Source organism: Salinibacterium sp. dk2585 (assembly GCF_008001035.1).
Classification (GTDB): domain Bacteria; phylum Actinomycetota; class Actinomycetes; order Actinomycetales; family Microbacteriaceae; genus Homoserinimonas.
The window spans coordinates 699,400-725,021 of record NZ_CP042856.1 but is presented as its reverse complement, the minus strand read 5'-3'; the positions used below and the strand labels follow the sequence as shown (position 1 = coordinate 725,021).

Sequence of the window (25,622 nt, the reverse complement as noted above, 5' to 3'; positions counted from 1 at the left end):
CATGCGAGGGGGTCTTCTGTTTCTGCGTCCGTGGCCTAGGTGAAGTCCGGGTCTGGCGCGGAGTCGTAGACGAAGTCCACGAGGGGTTCGCGTCCGCTGCTGAGGGTGCCGCCGCTCTCCTGCAGGTAGCACTCGCCGCAGAGGGACTCGTAGCTGACGTTGAAGCGCCCCGTCGCACCGAGCGTGCTGCCAGCGCCTGGGCTCGCAGCATCCATCGACTGATCGATCGCGACCTGGTCTCCGGCGAAGGTGAAGGTGTCGCCGACCTTGCGCGCGTTGAAGACCGCCTTGCGGCCGCAGCGGCAGATGGTCTTGAGTTCCTCCAGGGAATGCGCAACCTCGAGCAGGCGACGGCTGCCCGGGAAGGCAACCGTCTGGAAGTCGGTGCGGATGCCGTAGGCCAGCACAGGCACGTTCTCCAGGATCGCGATGCGCAGGAGGTCGTCGACCTGTCGCTCGGTGAGGAACTGGGCCTCGTCGACCAGCAGGCAGCTCACGTCGACGCCAGTGCGCGAGCGTACCTTCGCGCGCTCCTCCTCGAAGACGCTGTAGGCATCGTCGCGAGGCTCGATGACGAAGTCGACTGTGCGCGTTACCCCGAGGCGCGAGACGATCTGGTCGTCGCCCTTCGTGTCGACCTGGGGCTTCGCGAGCAGCACCTCCTGCCCGCGCTCCTCATAGTTGTAGGCGGCCTGGAGGAGGGCCGTGCTCTTGCCACTGTTCATGGCGCCATACCGGAAATAGAGCTTGGCCATTACTGCAGGAACCCGTCCTCTGCTGCGCGGCGGATGAGTTCCGCCTTCTTGCTCGCCGGCCGGTTGACCTTGGCGTACTTCTCACGCACGCGCCGCAGGTAGGTCTTAGCCGTCTCGTACTGCACGTTCATCTGGCGGGCGACCTCGGTCGTGCTGTGGCCCGTCACATAGAGCTTGAGTGCGTCGATCTCGCCCTGGCTCAGCTTGGGCCGTGCCTGGTTGATCGCGCCCGTCGGGAGCGGTCGCCAACTCTGCTGCTGCACGACACCGCGGTCGAGACCCATGACGCGGCGCGCGACATCCATCACCTCGTTCATGGGCAGTGACTTCGAGAGGAACGCCGCAGCTCCCGCGCTGAGGGCGCGATCGCGGGCATCACGGGTGTCAAGGCTCGTGAGCACGATCACCTTCGCGCCCGCCGCACGGCAGGTGCGCACGCGGGCCTCGATCGACACCGACTCCTTCAGCTGGAAGTCGAGGAAGACAAGGTCGGTGGGAAAGTTCTCGCTGTGCACGAGCTCAAGCCACGTGTGCGCGCTGAGGACGAGTTCGAAGTCCGTCGCGTTCGTGCTGATCCAGCTCGACAGGCTGTCGAGCAGCACCTCATGGTCGTCGAGCAACGCGAGTCGGATGCGTCGCCCGTCTGCCTGCGGACGTGGGGCAACCTCGCCCGCGACGTCCGACCCCCCTTGGCTATCGCTGGTCATAGGAGAATCTTACTGTCAGCACCGATTGCAGGTGCTCGGCGCGCAGGCGTCGGAACACGACCCGCATGACGGCGAGGTACGGCCCGAACTTGGATTTCACGAGCGGATCCACCATGTCGATGTCGACGGCGACGAAACCCTGGCAGCGCTCCCCCACGCGAGCGAGGACGATCTCGAGGTTCTGCGGGCGGTCATCCGTCAGGTCGAAGATCGCCACGAGGAGGGCCCGCAGGGCGGTGCGCTGGTCGTACGTCATGAGGTTCGCGACATTATCGTCGTCGAACACGACACGAGTGCCATCGGGCGCCTCGCCATGCCTGCGTGCCCGCGCCCGCAGGTGTTCGACGAGGTTCTCCAGCCAGGTGCGATCCACCTCTGCCACCATGACCGCCCGGATGGCATCAGCGATCGAGCGCGCATGCTCGCGCACGTCTGGCGTGATCTCCCTGCCGCCGAGCACCTCGGTGAAGAAGGGCACCACCTCACGATTGAGGATCGTGACCCGGTCCTGCTGCACGGAGCGGGCGACCCCGGTCTCCTGCTCTGCCGAGAGTCGCTCGGCCATCCGGGCCTCGGCGCGCATCCGCTCGATCGACTGGATGATGCTGTGCGTGAACGCCGCCGCACTGAAGTTGAGCGCGAGCGAGGGGAGCAGGTGGATGCCGACCACCGCCGCATCGGGAACGTCCGGCAGCGGGTTCGCCTGCACCTGCAGCATCGAGGTGAAGCCCATGAAGACGCTCGCGAGTGCCCCGTAGGCCACGATCTCCCGTACGGGGCGGTAGGCGGCCATGCCGATCGAATAGAGGCCAAGGCTGGCCGGGCCGACCCAGCCGAGCGCGAAGAGCGCATTCGTGTCCCAGGCCCCGGCCGTGATCAGTGCGCCCGCGAGGACCGACAGGGTAACGACCCAGCCATGCAGCCCGCGGTGGAATGGGCCGCGGTAGGGGTCGGTCGCCGACGTGACGATGATGCTCGCGACGCCAAGCGCCAGGAGGCCCATGAGGGCGAGCGCAGGGTTCTTGATCCAGTCGATGTAGCTGACGACCATGGCTGCGGCGAAGGCGAAGGCGACGAGGGCGCTCCCGATCGTGATCGCCCTCGACGCAAACGCGCCGACCGGGTCGAGTTCCTGCCGCGTGCGCTCCGGGGGCCTCACGACGCCGGTCCAGTGTCGCCTCGGTCGTCCAGGGTGATGGTGGGAAGTGGGCCGGACACGAGTCGGCCGGCACCCGTCTGGGGCGGCGTCCGGGTCGTCTCCCCCACGGGGAACTGGATCAGTACCGAGGTGCCTGCGCCGGGCGTCGACCACACCTGCACGAGGCCGCCCACCGACTCGATGCGGCTCTGGACAGAGGCCCGCAGTCCAAGCCGGTCAGAGCCGACGGATGCCTCGGAGAAGCCACGCCCCGCGTCGATGATCATGACCGACACCTCCTCGTCCGAGGAGTACACGGCCACCTCCGCCGTCGTGACCCCGGAGTGCTTGATGACGTTAACGAGGCACTGCTTGGCGGCGAGACCGAGCGCCTGCGCCTGATCCGGACTCAGGCGCAGCACGGAGCCGAAGTCGCCCGTGCCGGTCACCTCGAGCCCCTCGTCCCGCACCTGCGCGATGGCATCACGCAGAGGAGATGCTCGGTCCAGCGAGTCCGCCGCGGCCGCGGCATCCGGGGCCGAATTGACCCACTCCTGGCCGGAAAGGATCTGCAGGTCGCGTTCGATCTGCTCCTTCTGTTTGTCATCGAGCTCGTCACCGGAGGAGGAGGCGATCGCGGCGAGGTGGCTCAGGATGGTGTCGTGCATGAGTGCGGCGGCGCGCACCTCCATGCGTGACCGCAGGTCACCAAGCAACTCCTCGCGGGCGGCGTGCTGCAGGCGTGGATGCGCGCGGACTGCGCCCCGCACCGAGAGGAAGGCAAGCAGGCACACGCCGATCGCCTCCAGCAGGAGGGCGAGGGTCAAGAGGTCGAAGACGTAGCGCACGCCCGCGAGCACGAGGGCAAGGGACGCCGAAACCTCCGCGACAACGTAGCCGGCGAGCAGCCAGGCGACCGCGCGCCCGAGCCCGACGCCTCCGGCCGCGACCAGCACGAGCACGATCTTTGGCGGGGCAAGCCAGAGGGTGACCTCGTCGAGCACGTGCGGCACCGCGAGGGCGTAGGTGATCGTGTGCACATAGGTGGCCCCGGCACCGATCGCGAGGTAGGCAACGCCCGCACGCAGGGTGTGGTGACGCTGCACGAACCAGACCATGGGGAACATCACCGCGAGCGCGAGGAGGGCGGGCCACAGGACGCGGTCGGGATAGGCGGCAGCGAAGCCGAGGGCGACAACGAGACCGCAGCAGAGCACCGCGAGCGACATGCCGTGGGCCGCGCGTGACAGGGCAAGGCTCATGGCGCGAGGCGCCACGTGCGCAGGTAAGCCCATGGTCACAGCGATCATCCCTCCCACTGCTCAGTGGTCCGAGTATGGCAGCATACGCCACCTGCGCTGTACCCCGTTTAGCGGGGGGGGGGGGGAGAACGGGGTCTCCATTGTGTTGTCGCGACCCCTGTGCCCCGGTCGTTTCGAAGCCCGCTCAGTGTTAGGTGAGCGACAAATCGCGCGAGGTCGACTCGATCATCTGCTGCGCGAGTTCCGGGTCCTCCGAGAGACGACGCCCGAGGCTCGGCACCATCTGGGCGATCGACGGCTTCCATGCCTCAAAACGGTCGGGGAAGCAGCGCTCGAGCAGCGAGATCATGATCGGCACGGCCGTCGACGCGCCGGGGGAAGCGCCCAGGAGCCCCGCGATCGAGCCATCTTCCGCCGCCACGACCTCGGTGCCGAACTGGAGCACGCCGCCCTTCTTGGCATCCTTCTTCATGACTTGGACGCGCTGGCCGGCCGTGATGAGTTCCCAGTCCCCGTCCTTCGCCTCCGGCATGAACTGGCGGAGCGAATCGAGCTTCTTGGCCCGGGATGCGAGCAGCTCCGTCACGAGGTACTTCACGAGGTCGAAGTTGTCTTTCGCGACCGCGAGCATGGGGATGATGTTGCTCGGGCGCAGCGAGAAGGGAAGATCGAACCACGAGCCCGTCTTCAGGAACTTGGGCGAGAAGCCGGCGTAGGGGCCGAACATCAGGCTGCCCTTGCCGTCGACAACACGCGTGTCGAGGTGGGGAACCGACATGGGAGGTGCGCCCACCGCCGCCTTGCCGTAGACCTTCGCCGTATGGCGGGCGACGAGGGCTGGGTTGTCAGTGCGGAGGAACTGGCCGCTGATGGGGAAACCACCGTAGCCCTTGATCTCCTTGATGCCCGACTTCTGCAGGAGCGAGAGTGCGCCACCGCCGGCACCGACGAAGACGAAACGCGCACGGGTCACGGCGGGAGTGCCGCCGACCGTGTGGCGCGAACGAATGGTCCACGAGCCATCGCGACCGCGCTTGAGGCCCGTGACCTTGCGTTCCAGGGTCAGCTTCGCGCCGTTGTCGGTCAGGTAGGAGAGCAGCGCGCGAGTCAGGGCGCCGAAGTCGACATCCGTACCGCCGACGACACGAGTCGCCGCGATCGGCTGCGACTTCGCCCGGCCCGGAAGGAGGAGCGGCGCCCAGGAGCGGATGACGGCAGGGTCATCCGTGAACTCCATGTCGCCGAAAAGGGGGTTGGCCTTGAGTGCGTCGAAGCGGCGGCGCAGGTAGTCGACGTTCTCCTCGCCCCACACGAAGCTGATGTGTGGCACGGGGTTGATGAACGACTTCGGGTCAGGCAGCGAACCCTCCCGCACCATGAACGACCAGAACTGGCGCGACACCTGGAACTGCTCGTTGACCGTGACGGCCGTTTGGATCTCGAAGGTGCCGTCAGCCTGCTCCTTGCCGTAGTTCAGCTCGCAGAAGGCCGCGTGGCCCGTGCCAGCGTTGTTCCACGGGTTGGAGCTCTCGAGCGCCGTCTCGGAGAGGCTCTCGAAGATCTCGATCGACCAGTCCGGCTGGAGCTGCTTGATCAGCGCACCGAGGGTGGCGCTCATGATGCCACCGCCGATCAGGGCGACGTCTAAGGGCTGGGTGGCGGAATCTGCGGAGGCACTCACACCCTCCAGTTTACGACTCGCTGAGGACGTCAAATCTCCACCACCACCGCCCGTGCTCACGCTGCCGCGAGCCTGCGGGCGGCAACGAGCTCCGCGATCTGCACCGCGTTGAGCGCCGCTCCCTTGCGGAGGTTGTCGTTGCTGATGAACAGTGCGAGGCCGCGACCACCGGGCACGCCCTCGTCCTGACGGATGCGTCCCACGAAGCTCGGGTCCTTGCCAGCGGCCTCGAGCGGGGTCGGCACGTCGGAAAGCTCGACGCCAGGGGCATCCGCCAGCAGTTCACGCGCCCGCTCAGGGCTGATAGCGCGAGAGAACTCGGCGTTGATCGACAAGGAGTGGCCTGTGAAGACGGGCACGCGCACGCAGGTGCCGCTCACGAGGAGCTCTGGCAGTTCGAGGATCTTGCGGCTCTCGTTGCGGAGCTTCTTCTCCTCGTCGGTCTCGTGAAGGCCGTCATCGACGATGCTGCCTGCGAGGGGGATGACGTCGAAGGCGATGTTCTTCGGGAAGGCACTGGGCGCCGGCATCGTGACGGCGGAACCGTCGTTGACAAGGCCCATGGCGTCTTGCTCGACCGCGGCGCGGGTCTGCTCGAGCAGCTCGGTGCCGCCCTTGAGCCCTGCGCCGGAGACGGCCTGGTAGGTGCTGACGATGAGGCGCTCGAGCCCGGCCTCCTCGTGCAGGACCTTGAGCACGGGCATGGCGGCCATGGTCGTGCAGTTCGGGTTCGCGATGATGCCCTTGGCCGCCTGGTCGATCGCGTGCGGGTTGACCTCACTCACGACGAGCGGGACCTCGGGGTCGAGGCGCCAGCCGGAGGAGTTGTCGACGACCGTCACGCCCGCGGCAGCGAAGCGCGGGGCCTGCGCCTTGGAGAGCGTTGCGCCCGCCGAGAAGATCGCGACATCAAGGCCGGAGGGGTCGGCCGTCGCGGCATCTTCCACCACGATGTCCTCGCCCTTGAACGACAGCGTTGTGCCTGCCGAACGTGCGGAGGCGAAGAAACGGATGCTCGCGACTGGGAAGTCGCGCTCCTCCAGGAGGCGACGCACAACCGTGCCGACCTGGCCGGTGGCACCGACGACGCCGATGTTGATTCCTGCTGCAGTGCTCATCGGCCGGTGCCTCCGTAGACGATTGCTTCGCCCTCGGCATCAAGGTCGAAAGCAGTGTGGATGATGCGAACGGCGTCGGGCACGATCTCCGCGCGGGTGACGACGCTGATACGGATTTCGCTCGTCGAGATCATCTCAATGTTGATCCCCGCCTCGGAGAGTGCGGCGAAAAGCTTGGCCGAGACGCCCGTGTTGGTGCGCATGCCGGTGCCGACGACTGCAATCTTGCCGATACCGGCGTCGTGCTGCAGGCCCGCGAAGCCGACCTCGCTGCGGCCCGCCTCGAGAGCCTCGAGGGTCGCGGCAACCTGCGACTTTGGGAGTGTGAAGGAGATGTCGGCGAGACCCGTGTCGACCGTGGAGGAGTTCTGCACGATGAGGTCAATGTTGGCGCCCGCGCTGGCCGCGATCGTGAAGATGCGCGCGGCGGTGCCCGGGACATCCGGAACTCCCGCGACCGTGATCTTGTCTTCGCTGAGGTCGGCAGCGATGCCCGTGATGATCGGTTCTTCCACGGTCTCTCCCTCTGTTGAATTCACCACGATGGTGCCGGGCTTGTCACTGAACGAGGAACGGACGTGCAGGGTGACGCCGTGCCTGCGCGCATATTCCACTGCGCGGATATAAAGAACCTTCGCCCCCGCGGCCGCGAGCTCGAGCATCTCCTCCGTGGTGATGCGGTCGATCTTGTGCGCGGCGGGAACCATGCGGGGGTCGGTCGTGAAGACGCCGTCGACGTCGGTGTAGATCTCACAGACCTCGGCGTTGAGGGCCGCCGCGAGGGCGACCGCCGTCGTGTCCGAGCCGCCGCGACCGAGGGTCGTGATGTCGCCCGAGTCGCGGTTGAAGCCCTGGAAGCCCGCGACGATCGCGATGTAGCCGTGGTCGAGGGCGTCTTGCACGCGGCGAGGGGAGACCTCGACGATGCGAGCCGCGCCGTGCTTCTCGTCGGTGATCATGCCGGCCTGGCTGCCCGTGTAGGAACGCGCCTCCTCGCCGAGGTCGCGGATCGCCATCGCGAGGAGCGCCATTGAAATGCGCTCCCCCGCCGTCAGGAGCATGTCGAGCTCGCGTCCGGCCGGGGCCTCCGACACTGCCGCGGAGAGGTCGAGGAGCTCATCGGTCGTGTCACCCATCGCCGAGACGACCACGACGACGTCGTTGCCCGCGCGGCGGGTGGCGACGATGCGGGACGCAACACGCTTGATGCCCTCGGCATCCGCAACGGATGAGCCGCCGTACTTCTGCACAATCAGGGCCACGCGAAAATCTCCCGGGGTCGTGAGGGGGGTGGGTGCAATCGGGGTGAAGCACCAAGCACCCAAGTGTAGTGGTTGCTCCGACGCCTAGTTCTCGACCAGGCGGCGCCCCTCAAAGGCACGCCCGAGGGTTACCTCGTCGGCATATTCGAGGTCTCCCCCGACGGGAAGGCCCGAGGCGAGGCGCGAGACGGAGAGTCCCGGCTGGTTGAGGAGCCGGGAGAGGTAGGTGGCCGTCGCCTCGCCCTCGAGGTTCGGGTCGGTCGCGATGATGACCTCCGTGACGGTGCCGTCGGCGAGCCGCTGCATCAGCTGGCGAATGCGCAGGTCGTCTGGCCCGACGCCGTCGATCGGGCTGATCGCACCGCCAAGCACGTGGTAGAGGCCGCGGAACTCGCGCGTGCGCTCGATCGCCACGACATCCTTCGCCTCCTCGACGACGCAGATGGTGGCCTGGGAGCGGCGCGGGTCACGGCAGATGCTGCACGTCTCGTGCTCCGTCACATTGCCGCAGATGTCGCAGAAGCGCACCTTCTCGCGCACGATCGTGAGGAGTTCGGCCAGGCGGCCGGCGTCGTACGACTCCGTCTGGAGGATGTGGAACGCGATGCGCTGGGCGGACTTCGGCCCGATTCCCGGCAGGCGACCGAACTCGTCGATCAGCTCTTGGACGATTCCCTCATACATGTCAGTTCATCCCTGGGGTCACGCGCGGAGTGTGGGGCTGCTCTTCGATGAAGGTCGCACCGAGCACCTGCCGCACGACGGCCTCGCCGTACTTCTGCGGGCCGTTGTGGGGAGCGCCCTGCCGCGCCGGCGCACTCGCCTGCGGGCGCCCGCTGTTCGGCGCTTTGGCCGGCCTCTGCTGGCCACCGGATGCCCCCTGCGAGGACGGGCGGCGTGCTCCGGAGGGCGCACCGGGCTCGCCGGGCGGCGGCACCCTGTCATAGTCGGGGTCGAAGGGCGGCTCATCATCGAACGGCGGCTCGTCGTCACGGCTGGCATCGGCCGCAGCGCGGCTGTCAGGCGCTGCGCTCACCCGCGCGCCGCCAGGGGATGCGGGTGCTGAGCCTGTTGCGGACGGCTCCACCGGCGCACCAGTCTCGGCACCGGGGATCGCGACGGTCGCCCAGTCGGAGACGGTCGCGCTGGGTGCCACCTCCGAAGACCCGCCGTCATTTCGCTGGGCCGGCGCGCTGGACCTGGCCGAGGGAGCCTGCCGGGACGGTGCGCTCGACGGGGACTGCGGAGGGCGTCCCTGTGCCCGCGCTCCCGAGGTGGGCGCGGCGGAGGACGGCGCGGCGGCTGCCCCCGTGGCGGCCACGCGGGCGATGAGCTTCGGGGTGATGCCGAGCACGGATGCGACACCGCGCTTGAGGTAGTCGCCGACGCCCTCCCCCGGCGCGGACTGCGCCTTGAGCGACTCGACGTCTTTCTGGCTCGGGAACTCGAGCACGAGCACGTCTCCGTCGCGCAGCTCACGCACCTGCGCCGTGAACAGCACCATCCACGCGGTGCGCTTGGCCTGCTGCACCGCGTCGAGGATCTGCGGCCAGGCATCCCGCACCTGCTGCACGGTGACGGGGCCGACCGGCTGCTGGGGCGGGGGAACCTGCTCGGACGGCGTGGCGCTCTCTGCTGGCGCGGCTTCGGCGCCGCGTTCCACCGTGGGCCCGGCGGGAGTGCCTGTCACGGCAGGGCCTGTCGCGGCAGGACTCGCGGGGCCTCTCGTCGCGGCGGGCTCGACTGCGGGGGCAGGGCGCTCCTCGCTGGCGGGCTGGGCGGCGGAGGGCCGGGCGGCAGCGGGCGGGGTCGGCGCAGGCTCGGCGGGAGAGGCGGATGCCGCGCGGGACGCTGCCGGGATCGACGCGGGAGCGGGCGCGACGCGCGAGTGTATCTCGGCCGAGACGCTCGCCTGCGACTGCGCGGCCGGCGCGACATCCGCCGCCACCCCGACCCGGCGCTCGAGACGCTCGACGCGGGCAAGCGCTCCGCGCTCGGTGTCGTCGGATGCCGGCACCAGCACGCGCGCGACCATGAGTTCGAGGTGCAGTCGCGGTGAGGTGGCGCCCGTCATCTCGGTGAGTGCGGAGGCGACGATGTCTGCCGTGCGGCTCAGCTCGGCCTGGCCGAAGCGGGCCGCCTGCTGCGCCATGTGGTCGAGCTCGTCGGGCTGCACGCCCCGCAGTACGGCTGCGGCGCCCTGGTGGTTGCCGAGCGGGAAGGCGCTCACGACGATCAGGTCGCGGAGCTTCTCGAGCAGGTCTTCGACGAAGCGGCGCGGGTCTTGCCCCGTCTGGATGACGCGATCGACCGTCTCAAACGCCGCCGAGGCATCCTTCGCGCCGAGGGCATCGATGACTTCGCCCAGCAGTGCGCCGTGGGTGTAGCCGAGGAGCGCGACGGCTCGCTCGTAGACGACCGTGTCGCCCTCCGAGCCGGCAATGAGCTGGTCGAGCAGGGACAGCGTGTCACGCACAGAGCCACCACCGGCCCGCACGACGAGGGGAAGCACACCCGCCTCGACCGCGACGCCCTCGCTCTCGCAGAGGTGACCCACGTAGTCGAGCATCTGGGCGGGCGGCACCAGGCGGAACGGATAGTGGTGCGTGCGCGAGCGGATCGTGCCGATGACCTTGTCTGGCTCGGTCGTCGCGAAGATGAACTTGATGTGCTCCGGCGGTTCTTCGACGATCTTGAGGAGCGCGTTGAAGCCCTGCGGCGTGACCATGTGGGCCTCATCGAGGATGAAGATCTTGAAGCGGTCACGCGCGGGAGCGAAGACCGCCCGCTCGCGAAGGTCGCGCGCGTCGTCGACACCGTTGTGACTGGCGGCGTCGATCTCGACGACATCGAGGGAGCCGCCCCCGTCGCGGCTCAACTCGACACAGCTGGGGCACACGCCGCAGGGCGTGTCGGTGGGACCCTCGGCACAGTTGAGGCAGCGCGCCAGGATGCGGGCGGATGTCGTTTTGCCGCAGCCCCTCGGACCGCTGAAGAGGTAGGCGTGGTTGACCCGATCGGTGCGCAACGCGGTCGCGAGCGGATCGGTCACCTGCGACTGCCCGATGAGCTCGGCAAAGGTCTCGGGCCGGTAGCGGCGATAAAGGGCGGTAACCACGGGCTCAATCGTAGTCGGGGCCACCGACAGCGGACGCCGGGAGTCGCGCGGTCGAGGCGACGACCGCACGCTCCGCCGTCACGCATCGCGCGTCGGCACATGCTGCCACCCGAACTGCGGAGATTTGGCGACATGCCGCGCGAAAACGTCGTGAATGCGGCGGCGTGGCGCCGGATCTCCGAGGTTGCGGTGCTGGCCAGGCCCCCGTCCCTCCTCCCCAAGCGACACCCGAGCGCGAATCGCCCGACAGTTCAGAATCTCCGCTCCCGTGTTCCTCCTTCTCCCGAACATCGCACCATGCCGACTCTTCTCTGCAGACTGGGACACGTAGCGACGACGAGTACCCTGTACGCGAATGGCGTCACCGCGTGGCAACTCCGCCGTGGCGTCGCAGAAGGACGAGTAACTCGACCGCGTCGGGGCCTGTACGCATGCGCTCACGTTGACTCCGACATCCGCCGGGCCGCAGAGCTCGGCGGTGCAATCACCTGCGTCACCGTGCTGCGACGGGCGCGGGTATGGGCTGGGCACGACCAACGCGTTCATGTCCAGGTCCTGCCGGGAAGTGCCGCCAAACGCGGCCCAGACGTGCACCTCCACTGGGTCGAACCGCGCTTCGGATTGGCCAGTCTCGTGGAAGCCGGACCCTCGGAAGCACTTCGGCTGGCGATGCACTGTCTCGATTCCGAGAACGCGGTCGCTGCGCTGGAGTCAGCAGGCCATGAGGGCTTGCTCTCGCACGCCGCCATCAGGAAATTCTTTCGCGATGCCCCACGGAGAGTGCAGCGCGAGACTGACGAACTGCACTTCTCAAGTGGCTCAGGTAACGAGACTGTCGTTCGGTTGCGACTGCACCACGTCGGCTTCAGTGTTGAGCCGCAGGGGCACGTCCCCGGACTCGGCCACCAGGATCTTGTGGTCGAAGACTGTGTGGGACTCGAGATCGATGGTCGCCGATGGCACGGGGAAGACCGCTTCGCGCTCGACCGAGACCGCGATATTCAGTCTGAGTCACTCGGCAGGCACGTGTTGCGGTTGCGCGCCGCACACATCTTCGAGACCTGGCCCCACACCCTCGCCGCGATCGAGCGCGCGGTGTCGGATGCGAAGGCACTGCGACGGATGCGGGGACGGTGACGACGTGCCAGTGGCGCGAGCCGCGACATCCGCTACCCGAAGTACGGAGGTTTGGCGACACGCGGGAGACCACCGGCGATTCGCACGGCGTGTCGCCGAATCTCCGAAGTTGCGGTGGGCGTCAGGCCACGAGTGCCGCCGCTTGGCGGGCGATCTCGAGTTCCTCGTTGGTGGGGATCACGAGCACCGCGACAGGGGCGCCCTCAGGCGAGATGTACCGCTCTGCGCGCGACTGGAGTTCATTGCGGTCGTCGTCGACATGGATGCCGAGGAACTCGAGCCCAGCGAGCGCACGGCGGCGCAGCAGCGCGTTGTTCTCGCCGATTCCCGCCGTGAAGACGAGGGCATCGAGGCCACCGAGGCCGGCCACGTAGGCGCCGATGTAGTGACGGATGCGGTGGCGCCAGACTGCGAGGGCGGCCGAAGCGACCTCGTCGCCGCCCGAGGCGGCCACCTGCACGTCGCGCATGTCTCCCGTGCCGGTGAGGCCGAGCAGGCCGCTGCGGCGGTTGAGCAGCACGTCGATCTCGTCGATCGAGAGGCCGGCCTCGCGGGCGAGGTGGAAGACGACGCCCGCGTCGATGTCGCCAGAGCGGGTGCCCATGACGAGGCCCTCGAGCGGGGTGAGCCCCATGGACGTATCGACCGATCGGCCACCGTTGACCGCTGTGACGGATGCTCCATTGCCGAGGTGGAGCACGATCGTGCGGAGCGACTCGAGTGAACGCCCCAGGAACTCGGCGGCCCGGCGCGACACGTACTGGTGCGACGTGCCGTGGAAACCGTAGCGACGAATCTTGTACTCGCTGGCGACGCCGGTGTCGATCGCGTAGGTGTATGCCTCCGGCGGGAGCGTCGAGTGGAAGGCGGTGTCGAAGACTGCGACGTGGGGAACGCTCGGCAGGGCGGCACGAGCGGCCCGGATTCCGCGCACGCTGCCCGGGTTGTGCAGCGGCGCGAGCACCGAGAGCTGGTCGATCTCCTCCTCGACCGCGTCATCGATGAGGGTCGCTGAGCTGAAGTTCGGCCCGCCGTGCACGACCCGGTGCCCGACCGCGACGATGTCATCGCCGCGGTCGCCGAGCTTCGCCAGCACGATGCTCATGCCGAACTCGTGGTCGGGGATGGGGGACCCAACCTCGCCGATGCGTTCAATGAGCCCGCCGACAAGGGACTCATCTGAGTCGAGGTCGATGAGCTGGTACTTGATCGACGAGGAACCGGAGTTGACGACGAAGACAAGGCTCACGCGCGGGACTCCTCCGTGCCGACAGGCCCAAGCGGCGAGGCCGCCTGGATGGCCGTGATTGCGACCGTGTTGACGATGTCTTGCACGAGGGCCCCCCTCGAGAGGTCGTTGATGGGTTTGTTGAGGCCCTGAAGGACGGGGCCGATCGCGACGGCCCCGGCACTGCGCTGCACCGCCTTGTAGGTGTTGTTGCCGGTGTTGAGGTCGGGGAACACAAAGACGGTGGCTCGCCCCGCGACATCTGAATCGGGCATCTTGGACCTGCCGACGGCGGCATCCACTGCGGCGTCGTATTGGATGGGCCCGGCGACGGGCAGGTCGGGGCGTCGCCCGCGGACGAGGGCGGTGGCCTCGCGCACTTTCTCGACGTCGGCACCGCCGCCTGATTCTCCCGTCGAGTAGGAGAGCATCGCGACGCGCGGGTCGATGCCGAACTGCTGGGCGGTCTCGGCGGAGGAGATGGCGATGTCGGCGAGCTGGCCTGCATCCGGGTCTGGGATCACGGCGCAGTCACCGTAGGCCAACACACGGTCCTCGAGGCACATGAGGAAGATGCTTGAGACGACCGAGGTGTCTGGCCTGGTCTTGATGACCTCGAGGCCCGGCCGGATGGTGTGCGCGGTCGTGTGGGCGGCGCCGGAGACCATGCCGTCGGCGAGGCCGAGGTGCACCATCATGGTGCCGAAGTACGAGACATCCGTCACCCTCTCCCTCGCGACGTCGACCGTCATGCCTTTGTGGGCGCGGAGGCGGGCGTACTCCTCGGCGAAGCGCTGCCGCAGCTCCGGCTCGAAGGGGCTCAGGATGCTCGCATCCGCGAGGTCGAGGCCAAGGCCGGCCGCCCGCGCGCGCACCTCTGCCTCGTCGCCGAGGATCGTGAGCTTGGCGACATTACGCCGCAGGAGGGTGCCCGCCGCCTGGAGGATGCGGTCGTCGTTCCCCTCCGGCAGCACGATATGGCGGGCAAGGTGCCGAGCCCGGGAGAGCAGGTCGTACTCGAACATGAGAGGCGTAATCGTCTCGGATCGAGAGACCTGGATGCGCGTCAGGAGCTCGCCAGCGTCCACGTGCTCCTCGAAGAGCGCGATCGCCGTCTCAGACTTGCGGGGAGAATCGGCCGCCATGCGTCCTCGGGTGCGGGTGACACGCTGGGCGGTTTCGTAGGTGCCGAACTCGGTGCGGACGATGGGAAGTGTCGGCGCAAGACCGTCGATGAGGCGCTCGATCTGCGGGAGGAGGTCGAAGCCACCGTTGAGGATGATGCCTGCGAGCGAGGGGAAGGTGTCGGAGGTGTGCGCCATGAGCATTCCGAGAAGCACGTCGGAGCGGTCACCGGCGACAACGACCACAGCGCCCTCGATGAGGCGCGTGAGGCAGTTCTCCATCGACATGCCCGTCATGACGACGCCGAGGGCTTCCCTTTGGAGCAGCGCCGGGTCGCCCTTGATGAGCGTTCCGTCGACTGCCTCGAGGAGGTGCGCCATCGTTGGCGCGATGAGGAATGGGTCTTCAGGGATGACCCAGACGGGCACGTCACCGGATGCTTCGGCAAGCGCGGCGCGGATATCCTCCTGCAGCGAAGGCTCGGCACGGTTGGCGACGACGCCGAGCAGCTGGGCATGGGAGGACTCGAGCTCCTGCATCGCGAGGCCGAACACCTGGGCGAGTTCGTCGCCGCTGCGCGCGCCAGTCTCGGAGGACTGCCCGCCGAGCACGAGGAGCACCGGCGCACCGAGATTCACCGCGATGCGGGCGTTGTAGGAGAGTTCGGTGGGGCTGCCGACATCCGTGTAGTCGGAGCCGAGCACGACGACGACGTCACACTGGGCCTCGACCGCTTTGAAGCGTTCAACGATGCTCGAGAGAGCGGCATCCGGGTCGGCGTGCACGTCATCGTAGGTGACGCCGACGCACTCCTCGTAGTCGAGGTCGACCCCGCCGTGACCGAGGAGCAGCTCGAGCACGTAGTCGCGCTCGTCGACAGAGCGGGCCACCGGGCGAAACACGCCCACTCGCGATGCCTCGTGGGTGAGGGTGTCAAGCAGTCCGAGTGCAATGGTCGACTTGCCTGCGTGTCCTTCAACGGACGTGATGTAGATGTTTCGAGCCACCATCACACCCTACGCGCGGTACCTAGGCAGAGATCGGATGCTTCGGCCGCTCGAGCCCAGACCAGGAGCGACCGAGGAGCGGCGCGAGGGTGGCCCCCAGGTAGACGGCGGCGATGAGGAGCACCGAGGCAAGGAACCCCACCCCATCGACCGCGAGGCCCGCGAGGAGGCTCCCGAGCGGCATGGCAGCCGTCGCTCCCGTCGTGAGGGCACCGAACACCCGTGCGCGCATCGCCCGCGGAACCTGCTCATAAAGCACCGTGTAGACGAGCGGATTGATGGATCCCGCGGCGAGCCCGGAGAGCGCGAAGACGACGAGCACGGCACTGAGCGGAAGGTCGAGCGCCATCGCGAGGTAGGGAGGCGGACCCGCGAGCACGAAGCACACGACGAGCGTGGCGCGCCTCGGCAGGCGGTGCCCGAACCAGGCGAACACGGCGGAACCCGTGAGTGCCCCGGCCGCGAAGAACGCGATCATGACGCCGAGGAACTCGCCGTCGGGCGAGACCGCGCGGGCGTAGACGGGGTGGATGACGAGCATGCCGGCCGCGTCGAGGCAGTTCGTCACGACGATGAGGAGCACCAGATTGCGGGTGACGGGCGTGCGTGCGAGGTGCCGCACCCCGCTCACGAATTCGTGCCAGAAACCCTCGCCCCGCTGCTCTGTGTGCCCGGTGGCGCCCGACGGCACGAAGAGCGCGAGGAGCAGCGCCGAGAGCGCGAAGGTCGCGGCGTCGAGCAGCAGCGCGTCGAGGGGGCCGAGCAGCACCACCGCGACCGCGGCGAGTGATGCACCCAGCATTGTTGCAGAGCGCGAGACAGCACCCGCCGCACCGGATGCCCGGGTCAGCGCGACGCCGGCCGCCTCCGCGAGGTCGGGCACGAGTGAGGACTTCGCGGTGTTGCCCGGGGTGTCGAGGAGTCCGCTCAGGAAGACGAGCGCCAGCAGCGCCCAGAACGGCAACCCGACCGTCGCGGCGAAGAGCGGGATCGCAGCGACCGTGACGCCGCTCGCGACATCCGCTGCGATCGCGGCCCGCCGAAAGCCGATGCGGTCGACGAGCACTCCCCCGAGCGCGCCACCGACGATCATCGGCACGGTCGCAAAAACGCCCGCGACCCCCGTGGCGACAACCGAACCCGTCAGCTCGAGCACATAGAGGGGAACGACGATCATCGTCACCGCGTTGCCAAGCAGCGAGAGTCCGTGGGCGGCAAGGAGCGCAGTCAGGGGCAGCAGGCGCGAGGCCTTCCGCTGGGCGAGGTCCGTCACGGACGGCGCACCGCACTGACGATGAGCTGCACGGGATGGGCACCCTCCCGTGTGCGGTCACTGCGCTCCTCCCATCGGCGCAGCACGTCGTGAAGCTCGGCGGAGACCTCCGCGAGCTCCTCGACGGTCAGGTGCACGACCGTGTCGGAGGTGCCGGCTACCTCGGCCCACTCCCGCGGCTGGCCGGCGCTTGCATCGAGGGCGGCGTGCAGGGTGGCCGCGTAGCTGTCGATGACCTGGTGGCGCATGACGAGGGATGCCTGCACCTCCTCGGCCGCGGCGTCCTCCGAGGGAGGGACCATGCGTGTGAAGTCGTGGGCCGCGCGCCACCAGCGTTCACGCCGGTCGGTGGCGAGTTCGGGAGCCTCCTCGACAAAGCCGAACTCGGCGAGTTTGCCGATGTGGTAGCTGACGTTGCCCGGCGCCTCGTCGACGATCTCGCACAGCCGCCCCACCGTGAGGGGACCCTCGACGCGCAACTCCCCCAGGAGCCGCATGCGCAGCGGGTGGGCGAGCGCCCGCATCTGCTTGGCACTCGTGAGGGCAACGACGCGGCGCTCGGAACTCGCTTCCATGCCGCCAGACTAGTTACACAAGACTCCTTGCGCAACATCTCTTGTCGGTTCGGCGCCATGCCTCCGGGCAGAAATGAGCCGCACAGCATGGCGACGCCGCCGCTCTCCAAGCGGGCAGACAGCCGAGCAAAGCGAGGTGTTGGGGCGGGCGAAGCCCTTGCCCCAAAATGTAAAGGACCCCTCGCGCACCCGCCAGAGCCCGGTTACCCTTGCTGCATTTCTGCCCTGGGGGAGTTGGCCTGGATGGCGCCACGCGAGGAGCCGTGAACAAGTCTAGCGGATGCCCGGCCCAGCCTTCACGAACCGGGGGGCCGAGCATCCGCCGCCCGACCGTCAGAACGGGTAGATCGCGATGTCCGGCCGCATCGTCAGCCACTGGGTCTCGGTGAAAGACTCGATGTTGGCGGCCGCACCACCCACGCGCGATCCGGTACCAGAGGCGCCGACGCCACCGAAGGGCGAGTTCGCCTCATCGGAGACAGTCTGCTCGTTGATGTGGATCTTGCCGGAGTTGATGCGGTCGGCGATCTTCATTGCCTCCCCCACGTCGCCCAGGATGCCGACCGAGAGCCCGTACTCGCTCGCATTCGTAAGCTCGACCGCCTCGTCAATCGTGCTGAACTTCATGACGGGAGCCACTGGGCCGAAGATCTCCTCCGTCCAGCCGGGGTTGTTGCTGTCGATGCCAGAGAGCACGGTCGGTCGGTAGAACAGGGCCTCGCCGCCACCACCCGCCGACACGGTCGCGCCAGCCTCGACGGACTGCTTGACGATGCCATCGATGCGCTCCCACTGCTTCTCATCGATGATCGGCCCGAGCGCGACCTGGCCAGAAGCCGGGTCACCGACCGGCAGGCCCTCCGCCTTCTCCGAAAGCAGGCGCACGTACTCGTCATACATGCTCTCGTGCACGAGGTGGCGGCCCGTCGTCATGCAGATCTGCCCTTGGTGCATGAAGGAGCCGAAGGCACCAGCCGAGACCGCCTTCTCGAGGTCGGCGCCAGGCAGCACGATGAGTGCATTGTTGCCGCCCAGCTCGAGATGCGCGCGCTTGAGGTTGCGGGCAGCAGACTCCCCCACCTTGCGGCCAGCAGCCGTCGACCCCGTGAAGGCGATCACGCGCACCTCCGGCGCCTCGCAGACTGCAACACCGACATCCGCCCCACCCGGCAACAACTGCAGCACTCCGGGCGGCAAGCCCGCCTCCTCGAAGACGCGCATGAGCACGACACCGCCCGAGACCGCCGTGCGGGGGTCCGGCTTGAGCAGCACACTGTTGCCGAGCGCGATCGCGGGAGCGACCGAACGGATCGACAGGATCAGCGGAAAGTTGAACGGCGCGATCACGCTCACGACGCCAGCCGGGCGCCGACGGGCGAACGACCAGCGGTCCTCGTTGCTCGTCAGCACATCCCCCTGCGGGTGGCCAGGCAGAGCGGATGCCTCGAAGCACTCATTCGCCGCAATGTGCGACTCCAGCTGCGCCTTGGGCGGGATCGCCCCCGTCTCGCGGACGATCCAACCCTGGATCTCCTCCCCGTGCTCCTCAAACAGCAGTCCGGCACGGCGCAGCACCGCGGCACGCTCCTCAGGCCGACGCTGCGCCCAATCACGCTGCGCACGGGCCGCCGAGGTGGCAGCCCTCAGCACATCATCCGGCGACGCCGCGCCGACAGTACTGAGCTCCCGCCCCGTCGCCGGCTCCATCACCGGAATCGAACCGGCACTGCCGCTCGTCCAGCCATCGACGTAGACCCGGCCCGCCCAATTGGCGTCATCCAGCAAAGTCATCAGTGCTCCTTCGTTCGTAAGACCGCCACGAGTCTGCCCCGACATCCTGAGCGAGACATGGGCTGGACAGCGCGCCTCCCGAAATCGCGTAAGATCTTGGGAGGCCGACGCGGGAAACCGCCGAACGCCGTCAGGAGAATTCGCCTAGTGGCCTATGGCGCACGCTTGGAAAGCGTGTTGGGTTAACGCCCTCGGGGGTTCGAATCCCCCATTCTCCGCCAGGTTCGACACAAACTCCGCCGCGTGTTGGGTCAACGCACAGGGCCGAATGGGAGCTCGAATCCCCCATTCGCCGCCACAGTTTCGACACAGTCTCCGCCGCGTGTTGGGTCAACGCACAGCGCGTCAGAGCAGCAGCTCGCTGAGGGGCAGGCGTGTGCGCGGCGCCAGCTCGCGGGCCTGCAGCTTCTCGGGGAGCGCATCCGCCGATCCCAGCATGCCGAGCGCCGTCACCGAGACGGGCACGAGTTCCGGCGCGAGGCCGAACAATTCCCGCAGCATGTCGGGGTAGATGCCGCCCATCTGGTGCGTGTGGAGGCCGAGCAGCTGCGCCTGCAACGAGAGGTGAGCGACGGACTGCCCGAGATCGTATTCGGCCCAGCGAAGGGTCGAGCCCGAGGCATCCGTCTTCGCGAAATTCACCATGAGCACCGACGCTGCCTGCGCCCACACCTGGTTGCTCTCGATGAGGCCGGCGAGGATCGCGTCATACTCCGCCGTGCCGCGACGGGCGACGATGAAGCGCCACGGCTGCGTGTTGCTTGCGGAGGGCGCCCAGCGCGCAGCCTCGAGCACGGTCGTCAGCTGCTGCTCTGTGACCGTCGCGTCGGGGTCGAAGGCTCGCGTGCTCCACCGCTCCGCGTGCGCGTCACTGAGGGGCACTGAAGAAACGGCGAGGCGGGAGTGGGCAGCAACAGACGTGGGCATACGTCCAAGGCTAGCCCGGGGCGGCTCAGCTCCCTGAGTCGTCCGAGGCTCCCCCGTCATACACGGCCGGGTCGGTATCGGGATCCTCGGGCGCGCCACCCGACTCAGTGTCAGCCTCGACCTTGGGGTCGTTGACGTCTTCCACCGCGCCATCCTGCTCGGCTGGGTCCTGTGCGTTCTTGGGGTCAGACATGCCGCACACGGTACGCCGATGAGAGGGGTTTCGACAGGCTCAACCCGCGACGGGCTCAACTCACGAACGACTCGACTGCGTCGGCCGCGTTGTCGACGCCGCCGTTCGCCCGCGTCTCGGCGCTCAGCACGGCGAGCCGCTCCCGCACCTCGCGCGAGTTGGCCACCGAGTCGACCGAGAGACGGATCGATTCGGCGCTGACCTCGCCGGCGGGCAGGTGGATGCCGATGCCGAGCTCGGCGAGCTTGTCGGCGTTCGCGAACTGGTCGACGGCCTGCGGGATGGCAACGGTCGGCACTCCGAACCACAGCGCCTCGGTGCATCCGCCCATCCCCGCGTGGGTGATGAAGGCGTCAGCGGATGCCAGCACCGTGAGTTGCGGCACCTGCTCATGCACCTCGACGTTGACGGGCAGGGGGCCGAGATCGTCGGGATTCACCCGACGGCCGATCGCCATGACGACGTGCCATGCGTCATCCGCCTCGGGACCGCCTTCCTCCCCCCGCTCGCCGGCGAGACCGAAGGCCTCGATGACGCTGCGGTAGACGTGCAGCTGGTCTGTGTAGGCGGTGCCGAAGGAGACGAGGAGCACACGGCGGCCTGCGGCGGGCGGCGTCCACGAGGCATCCGCGAGCCTGGCGGGGTCGAGGCACGGGCCGACGAAGCGCACCGTGTCGGGCACGCGGTCGGCGAAGGGCTGCATGGCCTTCGGCAGGAGCGCGAGGATGTGGTCCGGCTGCTTCGTTTCGGCATCCCAATCGAGACCGTTCTCGCGGAACCACGCCGTGAAGGTGTCGAAGTAGGCGCGACCCGAGACGGAGGCCTTGAGGGCGTCGTAGAAGTCGCCGTTGTCCTGCTCGAAGGTGTCCCACGCGACGAAGGCGGGCGAGAGTTGCACGGCCGGCACACCGTAGCGCGCGGCGACGATGGGCCCCGGATGCCCGCCGATGTCATAAAGCACAAGATCGGGCCGGTCGTCGTCGAAGCGTTCGATGAGCATGGGCAGCACGGCGATGCCCTCATCGAGGAAGACCCTCATGGCCTCCCCGATGTCTTCCGGCCAGTCCTCGTCACCCTGGGGAAGGATCGACGGGTGGGCCACGACCTCCACCCCGGTCGCCTGCACAAGCGGCACCAATTCCTCACCGACGACGTAACTCACGCGGTGCCCGCGGTCGACCAGTTCTCGCATGAGCGCGAGCGAGGGGTAGATGTGGCTCGGCGCGGTCGACGCGACCATGAGGATGTGTGGCATCCGTACTCCCATCATTGCGAGTGCGCCTGCAGTCTAGCCGCGCATCGACGCGACGGTCTCGACGAGCATGTCCCACGTGGCATCCGGCCGATGCACCCGCCCGACAATCTCCTGGCTCAGGATGCCGTGTGCCCACGTCCACACGGCCGTCACCGCAACCTCGCTCTCGGGGGAGCGCAGGAGGTCTGAGACGGCGCTGACGAACATCCGCGCTGCGGCGTGCGTCGTCTGCGATGCTGCCTGCTGCGCCTCGAAGGGCTTGCTGTTCATGAGCAGGTAGAGCTGCGGATGTTCGAGGCCGAACTCGCGGAAGGTCGCGAGAAGCCGTCGCAGCCGTTCTGCGGGTGCCGCGTCGGGCGGCATCTGCTCGAGGCAACGCTCGAAGTCGGCGACCATCAGCTGCAGGCCGTGTTCGACGACGCCGTCCTCAATGTCGGCCTTGCTCGCGAACTGCTTATAGAGGGAGGGCGGCTTGATGCCGGCACGGCGAGCGACCTCGCCGATGCTCAGGTGGGCGAAGCCGTCACGTTCGAGCACCTCGAGCGCTACCTGCACGAGCTGCTGCCTGCGCGACACCTTTGGAGCGGGGGTCTCCACGGTCATGCGGCCAGACTAGTGTGCGGCCAGTTTCCTGGCTTCTTGGGCACGCGTCCGTTCTCGTTCGTGTTCGAGCCGCACGGCGAAGGGGGCCCACACGATGATGGCGACACCGGCGCCGATCAGCAGGCCGCCGACTGTGTCGGTGAGCCAGTGCACCCCGAGGTAGGTGCGTGACAGCAGCATGAGGATCGTGTAGATCGCGCCCGCGATCCACACCCACGTGCGCGACAGGATGATGCCGAGCGTGACCGCAATCGTCGCGGCGTTCGCGACATGCCCCGAGGGGAAGGACCCCGCATCGGAGAGCACCATCATGTCTTCCGGCCTCGGGCGGTCGAAGATGCCCTTGAGCAGTTGCACGACTCCGACGCTGATGAGCGACGCGAGCGCATAGTAGAGGGCCGCCCAGAAGCGGCGGAAGAGGCAAAGCACGACGACCGTGCCGATCGGGATGATGTAGATGCCCACGATGCCGCCGCCGAGCCAGTCGAGGAGCAGCGCGGGTGCGTCGAGCCAGATGGTCCTCTGCTCGGCGAGGTCCTCAAGCCATTCGTTGTCCGGTTCGAGCGCGACATTGCCGACCGCGAATGCGATGAGCGCGCCGAGCGCGGCGGCGAGCGCCACTGCGACGGCGGCGCTGATGACGGGCCAGCGACGGGTGACCTTGTGAGCTTCGCGGGATGGCATGGCCTGAGATTATGCGCGGCGCGACGCCGCGGCATCCAGTGCACCCGCAGCTTTCATCGCTGGCTCTTGGGCCCCCGTGGGATCGCCCTCGTGCGGATGAGTTCCGCGTACCAGTGGCCAGAGTCCTTGATGGTGCGCGCGAGCGTGCGGTAGTCGACGTGCACGACGCCGAATCGCTTGGTGTAGCCGTAGGCCCACTCGAAGTTGTCGAGCAGCGACCACACCTGGTAGCCGCGAAGGTCGACGCCGCGCTGCATCGCCCGATGGGCTGCCGTGAAGTGCCGCTGCAGGTAGTCGGTGCGCTCGACGTCGTGCACGGCACCGTCGATCACCTGGTCATCGAAGGCGGCCCCGTTCTCGGTGACCATGAGCGGCAGCTCGGGGAACTGCTCGTGCAGCGAGAGGAGGAGCTCCTCGAGGCCGTCGGGCGCGATGTTCCACCCCATGGCCGTGTAGGGGCCGGCCTGCTGCACGAACTCCACCATGTCGCTGCCGGGCCACGGCGAGCCGCCGGCATCCTTGTGCCCATCGGCTGTCTGGCGGGGGCGACGGCCGTCCCAGGTGCGCACGGTCGCGGTCGAGTAGTAGTTGACGCCGAGGAAGTCGATCGGCTGGTGGATCTGCTCGAGGTCGCCGGGGCGCACGAATTGCCAGTCGGTGACTTTCGAGGTGTCTTCAAGCAGGTCGGCCGGGTACTCACCGCGCAGCATTGGGCCGGTGAAGGCGCGGTTGGCGAGGGCGTCGATGCGGCGCATGGCGTCATCGGCGTTGTCATCGCCCGGGCGCAGCACGTGGAAGTTGAGCGTGGCCGAGTACTGGGCGTCGTTGCTCGCGACCGACCGCAGCGCCTGCACGCCGAGCCCGTGCGCGAGGTTGAGGTGGTGCACGGCGGCGAGCGCGTCGCGTCCGCTCGTGCGGCCGGGCGCGTGGGCCCCCGAACCGTAGCCGAGGTAGGCGGAGCACCACGGTTCGTTGAGGGTCGTCCATGTGTGCACTCGATCGCCGAGCCTGGCACCGACCGCCTCGGCGTAGTCCGCGAAGCGGTAGGCGGTGTCGCGCTGGGGCCATCCCCCGGCATCCTCGAGGGGCTGCGGCAGGTCCCAGTGATAGAGGGTCGCGATGGGGCGGATGCCGCGGGCGAGCAGTCCATCGACGAGGCGCGAGTAAAACGCGACGCCCTTCTCGTTGATGCTGCCGCTGCCCGTCGGCATGATGCGCGGCCACGCGATGGAGAAGCGGTAGGACTCCAGGCCGAGGCGCTGCATGAGGTCGAGGTCCTCATCGAGGCGGTGGTAGTGGTCGTCGGCGACGTCTCCCGTGTCCCCGTTGACGATGCGACCGGGTTCCCGGCTGAAGGCGTCCCAGATCGAGGGGCCGCGGCCATCCTCGTCGTAGGCTCCCTCGATCTGGTACGACGCCGTCGCCGAGCCGAAGAGGAAGGTTTCGGGGAACTCGAGGCCGTGGTCGCGGTAGTCGGGGGAACCAGAGATCATGCGACGGACTCTACCCGAGACATCCCTCGATCTGGGAGCGCTCTCAAGGCGACGTGCGGCGCTTCTCGCCGAGCCGTGCGGGGCCTAGAAGCCCGCGGGGTCCTGCAGCAGCGGCGCCAGGGCCAGCTCAGCGGCACCGATCAGGAGGCCGTCCTGCGCGAGGCCGGCACGTTCGATGCGCACACCCTCCCACGCGGCGGGGACGGTCGACCGCTCGACGAGCGAGTCGAAACGCTCGGGGTCGCAGGTGTGGAGGCTCGCGAGGAAGCCGCCAAGCACGACGAGTTCGGGATTGAGCACGTTGATGGCGTTGCTCAGGGCCACGGCCAGGACGCGATGCTGGCGCGCGATCTCCGCCAAGACCGCCTCGTCGCTCGAGGCGAGGAGGGCCGCTTCGAGCGTCGACTCGTCGGCCGTCGACATGCCCAACACCCGCAGGAGGCGCGCCCTGCTCACCTCGTCCTCGAGGGTGCCGTGCTCCGTCGCCCTGTCGTCGAGGTTGGCGAGCCCCGGTCGGTTCTGCCCGAATTCCCCCGCGTAGCCCGCGACGCCGCCGAGCGGGAGCCCCCGCACGATCACGCCGCCGCCGATGCCACTCGCCCCGCCGTTGAGGTACACGAGGTCGTCGACATCCTTGCCAACGCCGAACTCGCGCTCGGCGATCGCGGCGAGGGTCGCGTCGTTCTCGGCCCTCGCAGGCATTCCGAGGGCATCCTCGATCATCCGGGTGATGGGCGTCTCCCGCCAGCCCAGGTGGGGCGCCCAGCGCACGACGCCGTCGGCAGCCCGTACGAGGCCCGGGATGGCGAGGCCGATGCCACGGATGCGCCGCTCCGCGCCGATGCGCTCCTGGATGTCCGAGACGAGCCGCGCGATGATCTCGACCGCCTCCTCGGGCGTGACGATGTGGTCCACCTCGTGGCGAATGCGGTGCTCGACCCGCGCACAGAGGCCGACGACGCCCACCGTGATCGCGTCGACCTCGGGATTGACGGCGATCGCGACGGGACGGGGATCGGGGAGCACACGCGGCGACGGCCGCCCGACGCGCTTGCTCGCCGAGGGCGTCGCCTCCACGACAAGGCCGAGGCCCTCGAGTTCGGCGACGAGCGCGGCGATCGTCGAGCGGTTGAGTCCTGTCTGCACTGTCAACTCGGCGCGGGAGAGGTCTCCTCCGCGGTGAACGAGGCCCAGCACGGTCGAGAGGTTTCGACGCCGTACGCTCTCGAGCTTGTCTCCACGCGTGACCACGGGCCCACCTTATCCGTCCGGGTGATCGAGGGAAGTGAT

22 protein-coding genes, 1 tRNA gene and 1 other RNA gene are annotated in these 25,622 nt (G+C 68.2%); 2 read left to right on the top strand and 22 right to left on the bottom strand.

Annotated features, from left to right (window positions below; genetic code table 11):
- Window positions 1-35: 35 nt before the first annotated feature.
- From FVA74_RS03420 to FVA74_RS03380, 9 genes are all read right to left on the bottom strand, one after another.
- Entirely contained in the window at window positions 36-755 is a 720-nt protein-coding gene (locus tag FVA74_RS03420) for a thymidine kinase (RefSeq protein WP_147720372.1), read from the bottom strand.
- Window positions 755-1,462 carry a response regulator gene (locus FVA74_RS03415; protein WP_147720371.1) on the bottom strand — a complete coding sequence of 236 codons (708 nt, stop codon included), beginning with the start codon at window positions 1,460-1,462 and terminating at the stop codon, window positions 755-757. The genes FVA74_RS03420 and FVA74_RS03415 overlap by 1 nt, the downstream gene beginning before the upstream one ends.
- Entirely contained in the window at window positions 1,449-2,621 is a 1,173-nt protein-coding gene (locus FVA74_RS03410) for a hypothetical protein (RefSeq protein WP_147720370.1), read from the bottom strand. Before FVA74_RS03410 ends, FVA74_RS03415 begins: the two co-directional genes overlap by 14 nt.
- Window positions 2,618-3,862 carry a sensor histidine kinase gene (locus FVA74_RS03405; protein ID WP_147720369.1) on the bottom strand — a complete coding sequence of 415 codons (1,245 nt, stop codon included), beginning with the start codon at window positions 3,860-3,862 and terminating at the stop codon, window positions 2,618-2,620. Before FVA74_RS03405 ends, FVA74_RS03410 begins: the two co-directional genes overlap by 4 nt.
- A 190-nt stretch (window positions 3,863-4,052) precedes the next feature.
- Complete coding sequence (locus FVA74_RS03400; protein ID WP_147720368.1) at window positions 4,053-5,543, bottom strand: malate:quinone oxidoreductase; 1,491 nt, start codon at window positions 5,541-5,543, stop codon at window positions 4,053-4,055.
- Between the two features lie 56 nt (window positions 5,544-5,599).
- Complete coding sequence (locus tag FVA74_RS03395) at window positions 5,600-6,661, bottom strand: aspartate-semialdehyde dehydrogenase (RefSeq protein WP_147720367.1); 1,062 nt, start codon at window positions 6,659-6,661, stop codon at window positions 5,600-5,602.
- Entirely contained in the window at window positions 6,658-7,923 is a 1,266-nt protein-coding gene (locus tag FVA74_RS03390; RefSeq protein ID WP_147720366.1) for an aspartate kinase, read from the bottom strand. The genes FVA74_RS03395 and FVA74_RS03390 overlap by 4 nt, the downstream gene beginning before the upstream one ends.
- A gap of 84 nt (window positions 7,924-8,007) precedes the next feature.
- Complete coding sequence (gene recR, locus FVA74_RS03385; RefSeq protein ID WP_147720365.1) at window positions 8,008-8,607, bottom strand: recombination mediator RecR; 600 nt, start codon at window positions 8,605-8,607, stop codon at window positions 8,008-8,010.
- A gap of 1 nt (window position 8,608) precedes the next feature.
- The gene (locus tag FVA74_RS03380) at window positions 8,609-11,041 is read right to left on the bottom strand and encodes a DNA polymerase III subunit gamma and tau (RefSeq protein ID WP_147720364.1); all 2,433 of its coding nucleotides are present in this window, start codon (window positions 11,039-11,041) and stop codon (window positions 8,609-8,611) included.
- Window positions 11,042-11,884: 843 nt separating this feature from the next.
- Between FVA74_RS03380 and FVA74_RS03375 the strand changes: the two genes are divergently transcribed.
- Window positions 11,885-12,178 (top strand): hypothetical protein, encoded by a 294-nt coding sequence (locus FVA74_RS03375; protein ID WP_147720363.1) that lies wholly within the window; start codon window positions 11,885-11,887, stop codon window positions 12,176-12,178.
- A gap of 121 nt (window positions 12,179-12,299) precedes the next feature.
- On the opposite strand, the gene FVA74_RS03370 is transcribed toward FVA74_RS03375, so the two are convergent.
- From FVA74_RS03370 to FVA74_RS03345, 6 genes are all read right to left on the bottom strand, one after another.
- A complete protein-coding gene (locus FVA74_RS03370) occupies window positions 12,300-13,427 on the bottom strand; it encodes an acetate/propionate family kinase (RefSeq protein ID WP_147720362.1) in 1,128 nt (375 codons plus the stop codon).
- On the bottom strand, window positions 13,424-15,538 hold the full coding sequence (gene pta, locus FVA74_RS03365; RefSeq protein ID WP_147720361.1) for a phosphate acetyltransferase: 2,115 nt from the start codon (window positions 15,536-15,538) through the stop codon (window positions 13,424-13,426). Before pta ends, FVA74_RS03370 begins: the two co-directional genes overlap by 4 nt.
- A 22-nt stretch (window positions 15,539-15,560) precedes the next feature.
- On the bottom strand, window positions 15,561-16,811 hold the full coding sequence (locus FVA74_RS03360; RefSeq protein WP_147720360.1) for an MFS transporter: 1,251 nt from the start codon (window positions 16,809-16,811) through the stop codon (window positions 15,561-15,563).
- Window positions 16,808-17,386 (bottom strand): transcriptional regulator, encoded by a 579-nt coding sequence (locus tag FVA74_RS03355; protein ID WP_147720359.1) that lies wholly within the window; start codon window positions 17,384-17,386, stop codon window positions 16,808-16,810. The genes FVA74_RS03360 and FVA74_RS03355 overlap by 4 nt, the downstream gene beginning before the upstream one ends.
- Before the next feature lie 169 nt (window positions 17,387-17,555).
- Window positions 17,556-17,652: signal recognition particle sRNA small type (gene ffs / locus FVA74_RS03350), an RNA gene on the bottom strand.
- Between the two features lie 67 nt (window positions 17,653-17,719).
- On the bottom strand, window positions 17,720-19,177 hold the full coding sequence (locus tag FVA74_RS03345; protein ID WP_147720358.1) for a benzaldehyde dehydrogenase: 1,458 nt from the start codon (window positions 19,175-19,177) through the stop codon (window positions 17,720-17,722).
- A 133-nt stretch (window positions 19,178-19,310) separates the two neighbouring features.
- Here FVA74_RS03345 and FVA74_RS03340 point away from each other — a divergent pair.
- Window positions 19,311-19,398 (top strand) — tRNA-Ser (locus tag FVA74_RS03340).
- 124 nt (window positions 19,399-19,522) lie between these two features.
- Here FVA74_RS03340 and FVA74_RS03335 read toward each other — a convergent pair.
- The 7 genes from FVA74_RS03335 to FVA74_RS03310 all read right to left on the bottom strand — a co-directional run bounded on the left by FVA74_RS03335 (window position 19,523) and on the right by FVA74_RS03310 (window position 25,583).
- Window positions 19,523-20,104 carry a nitroreductase family protein gene (locus tag FVA74_RS03335; protein WP_147720357.1) on the bottom strand — a complete coding sequence of 194 codons (582 nt, stop codon included), beginning with the start codon at window positions 20,102-20,104 and terminating at the stop codon, window positions 19,523-19,525.
- A gap of 25 nt (window positions 20,105-20,129) precedes the next feature.
- Window positions 20,130-20,297: a hypothetical protein gene (locus FVA74_RS13540; RefSeq protein ID WP_168220038.1), complete on the bottom strand. Its 168-nt coding sequence runs from the start codon at window positions 20,295-20,297 to the stop codon at window positions 20,130-20,132.
- 55 nt (window positions 20,298-20,352) lie between these two features.
- Entirely contained in the window at window positions 20,353-21,552 is a 1,200-nt protein-coding gene (locus FVA74_RS03330; protein WP_206022660.1) for a macrolide family glycosyltransferase, read from the bottom strand.
- 33 nt (window positions 21,553-21,585) lie between these two features.
- Window positions 21,586-22,155: a TetR/AcrR family transcriptional regulator gene (locus FVA74_RS03325; RefSeq protein WP_147720356.1), complete on the bottom strand. Its 570-nt coding sequence runs from the start codon at window positions 22,153-22,155 to the stop codon at window positions 21,586-21,588.
- 9 nt (window positions 22,156-22,164) lie between these two features.
- Entirely contained in the window at window positions 22,165-22,839 is a 675-nt protein-coding gene (locus FVA74_RS03320; RefSeq protein WP_147720355.1) for a phosphatase PAP2 family protein, read from the bottom strand.
- A gap of 53 nt (window positions 22,840-22,892) precedes the next feature.
- Window positions 22,893-24,332, bottom strand: a complete 1,440-nt coding sequence (locus tag FVA74_RS03315) for a GH1 family beta-glucosidase (RefSeq protein ID WP_147720354.1) — start codon at window positions 24,330-24,332, stop codon at window positions 22,893-22,895.
- A gap of 84 nt (window positions 24,333-24,416) precedes the next feature.
- Window positions 24,417-25,583: an ROK family transcriptional regulator gene (locus tag FVA74_RS03310; RefSeq protein ID WP_147720353.1), complete on the bottom strand. Its 1,167-nt coding sequence runs from the start codon at window positions 25,581-25,583 to the stop codon at window positions 24,417-24,419.
- Window positions 25,584-25,622: the final 39 nt, after the last annotated feature.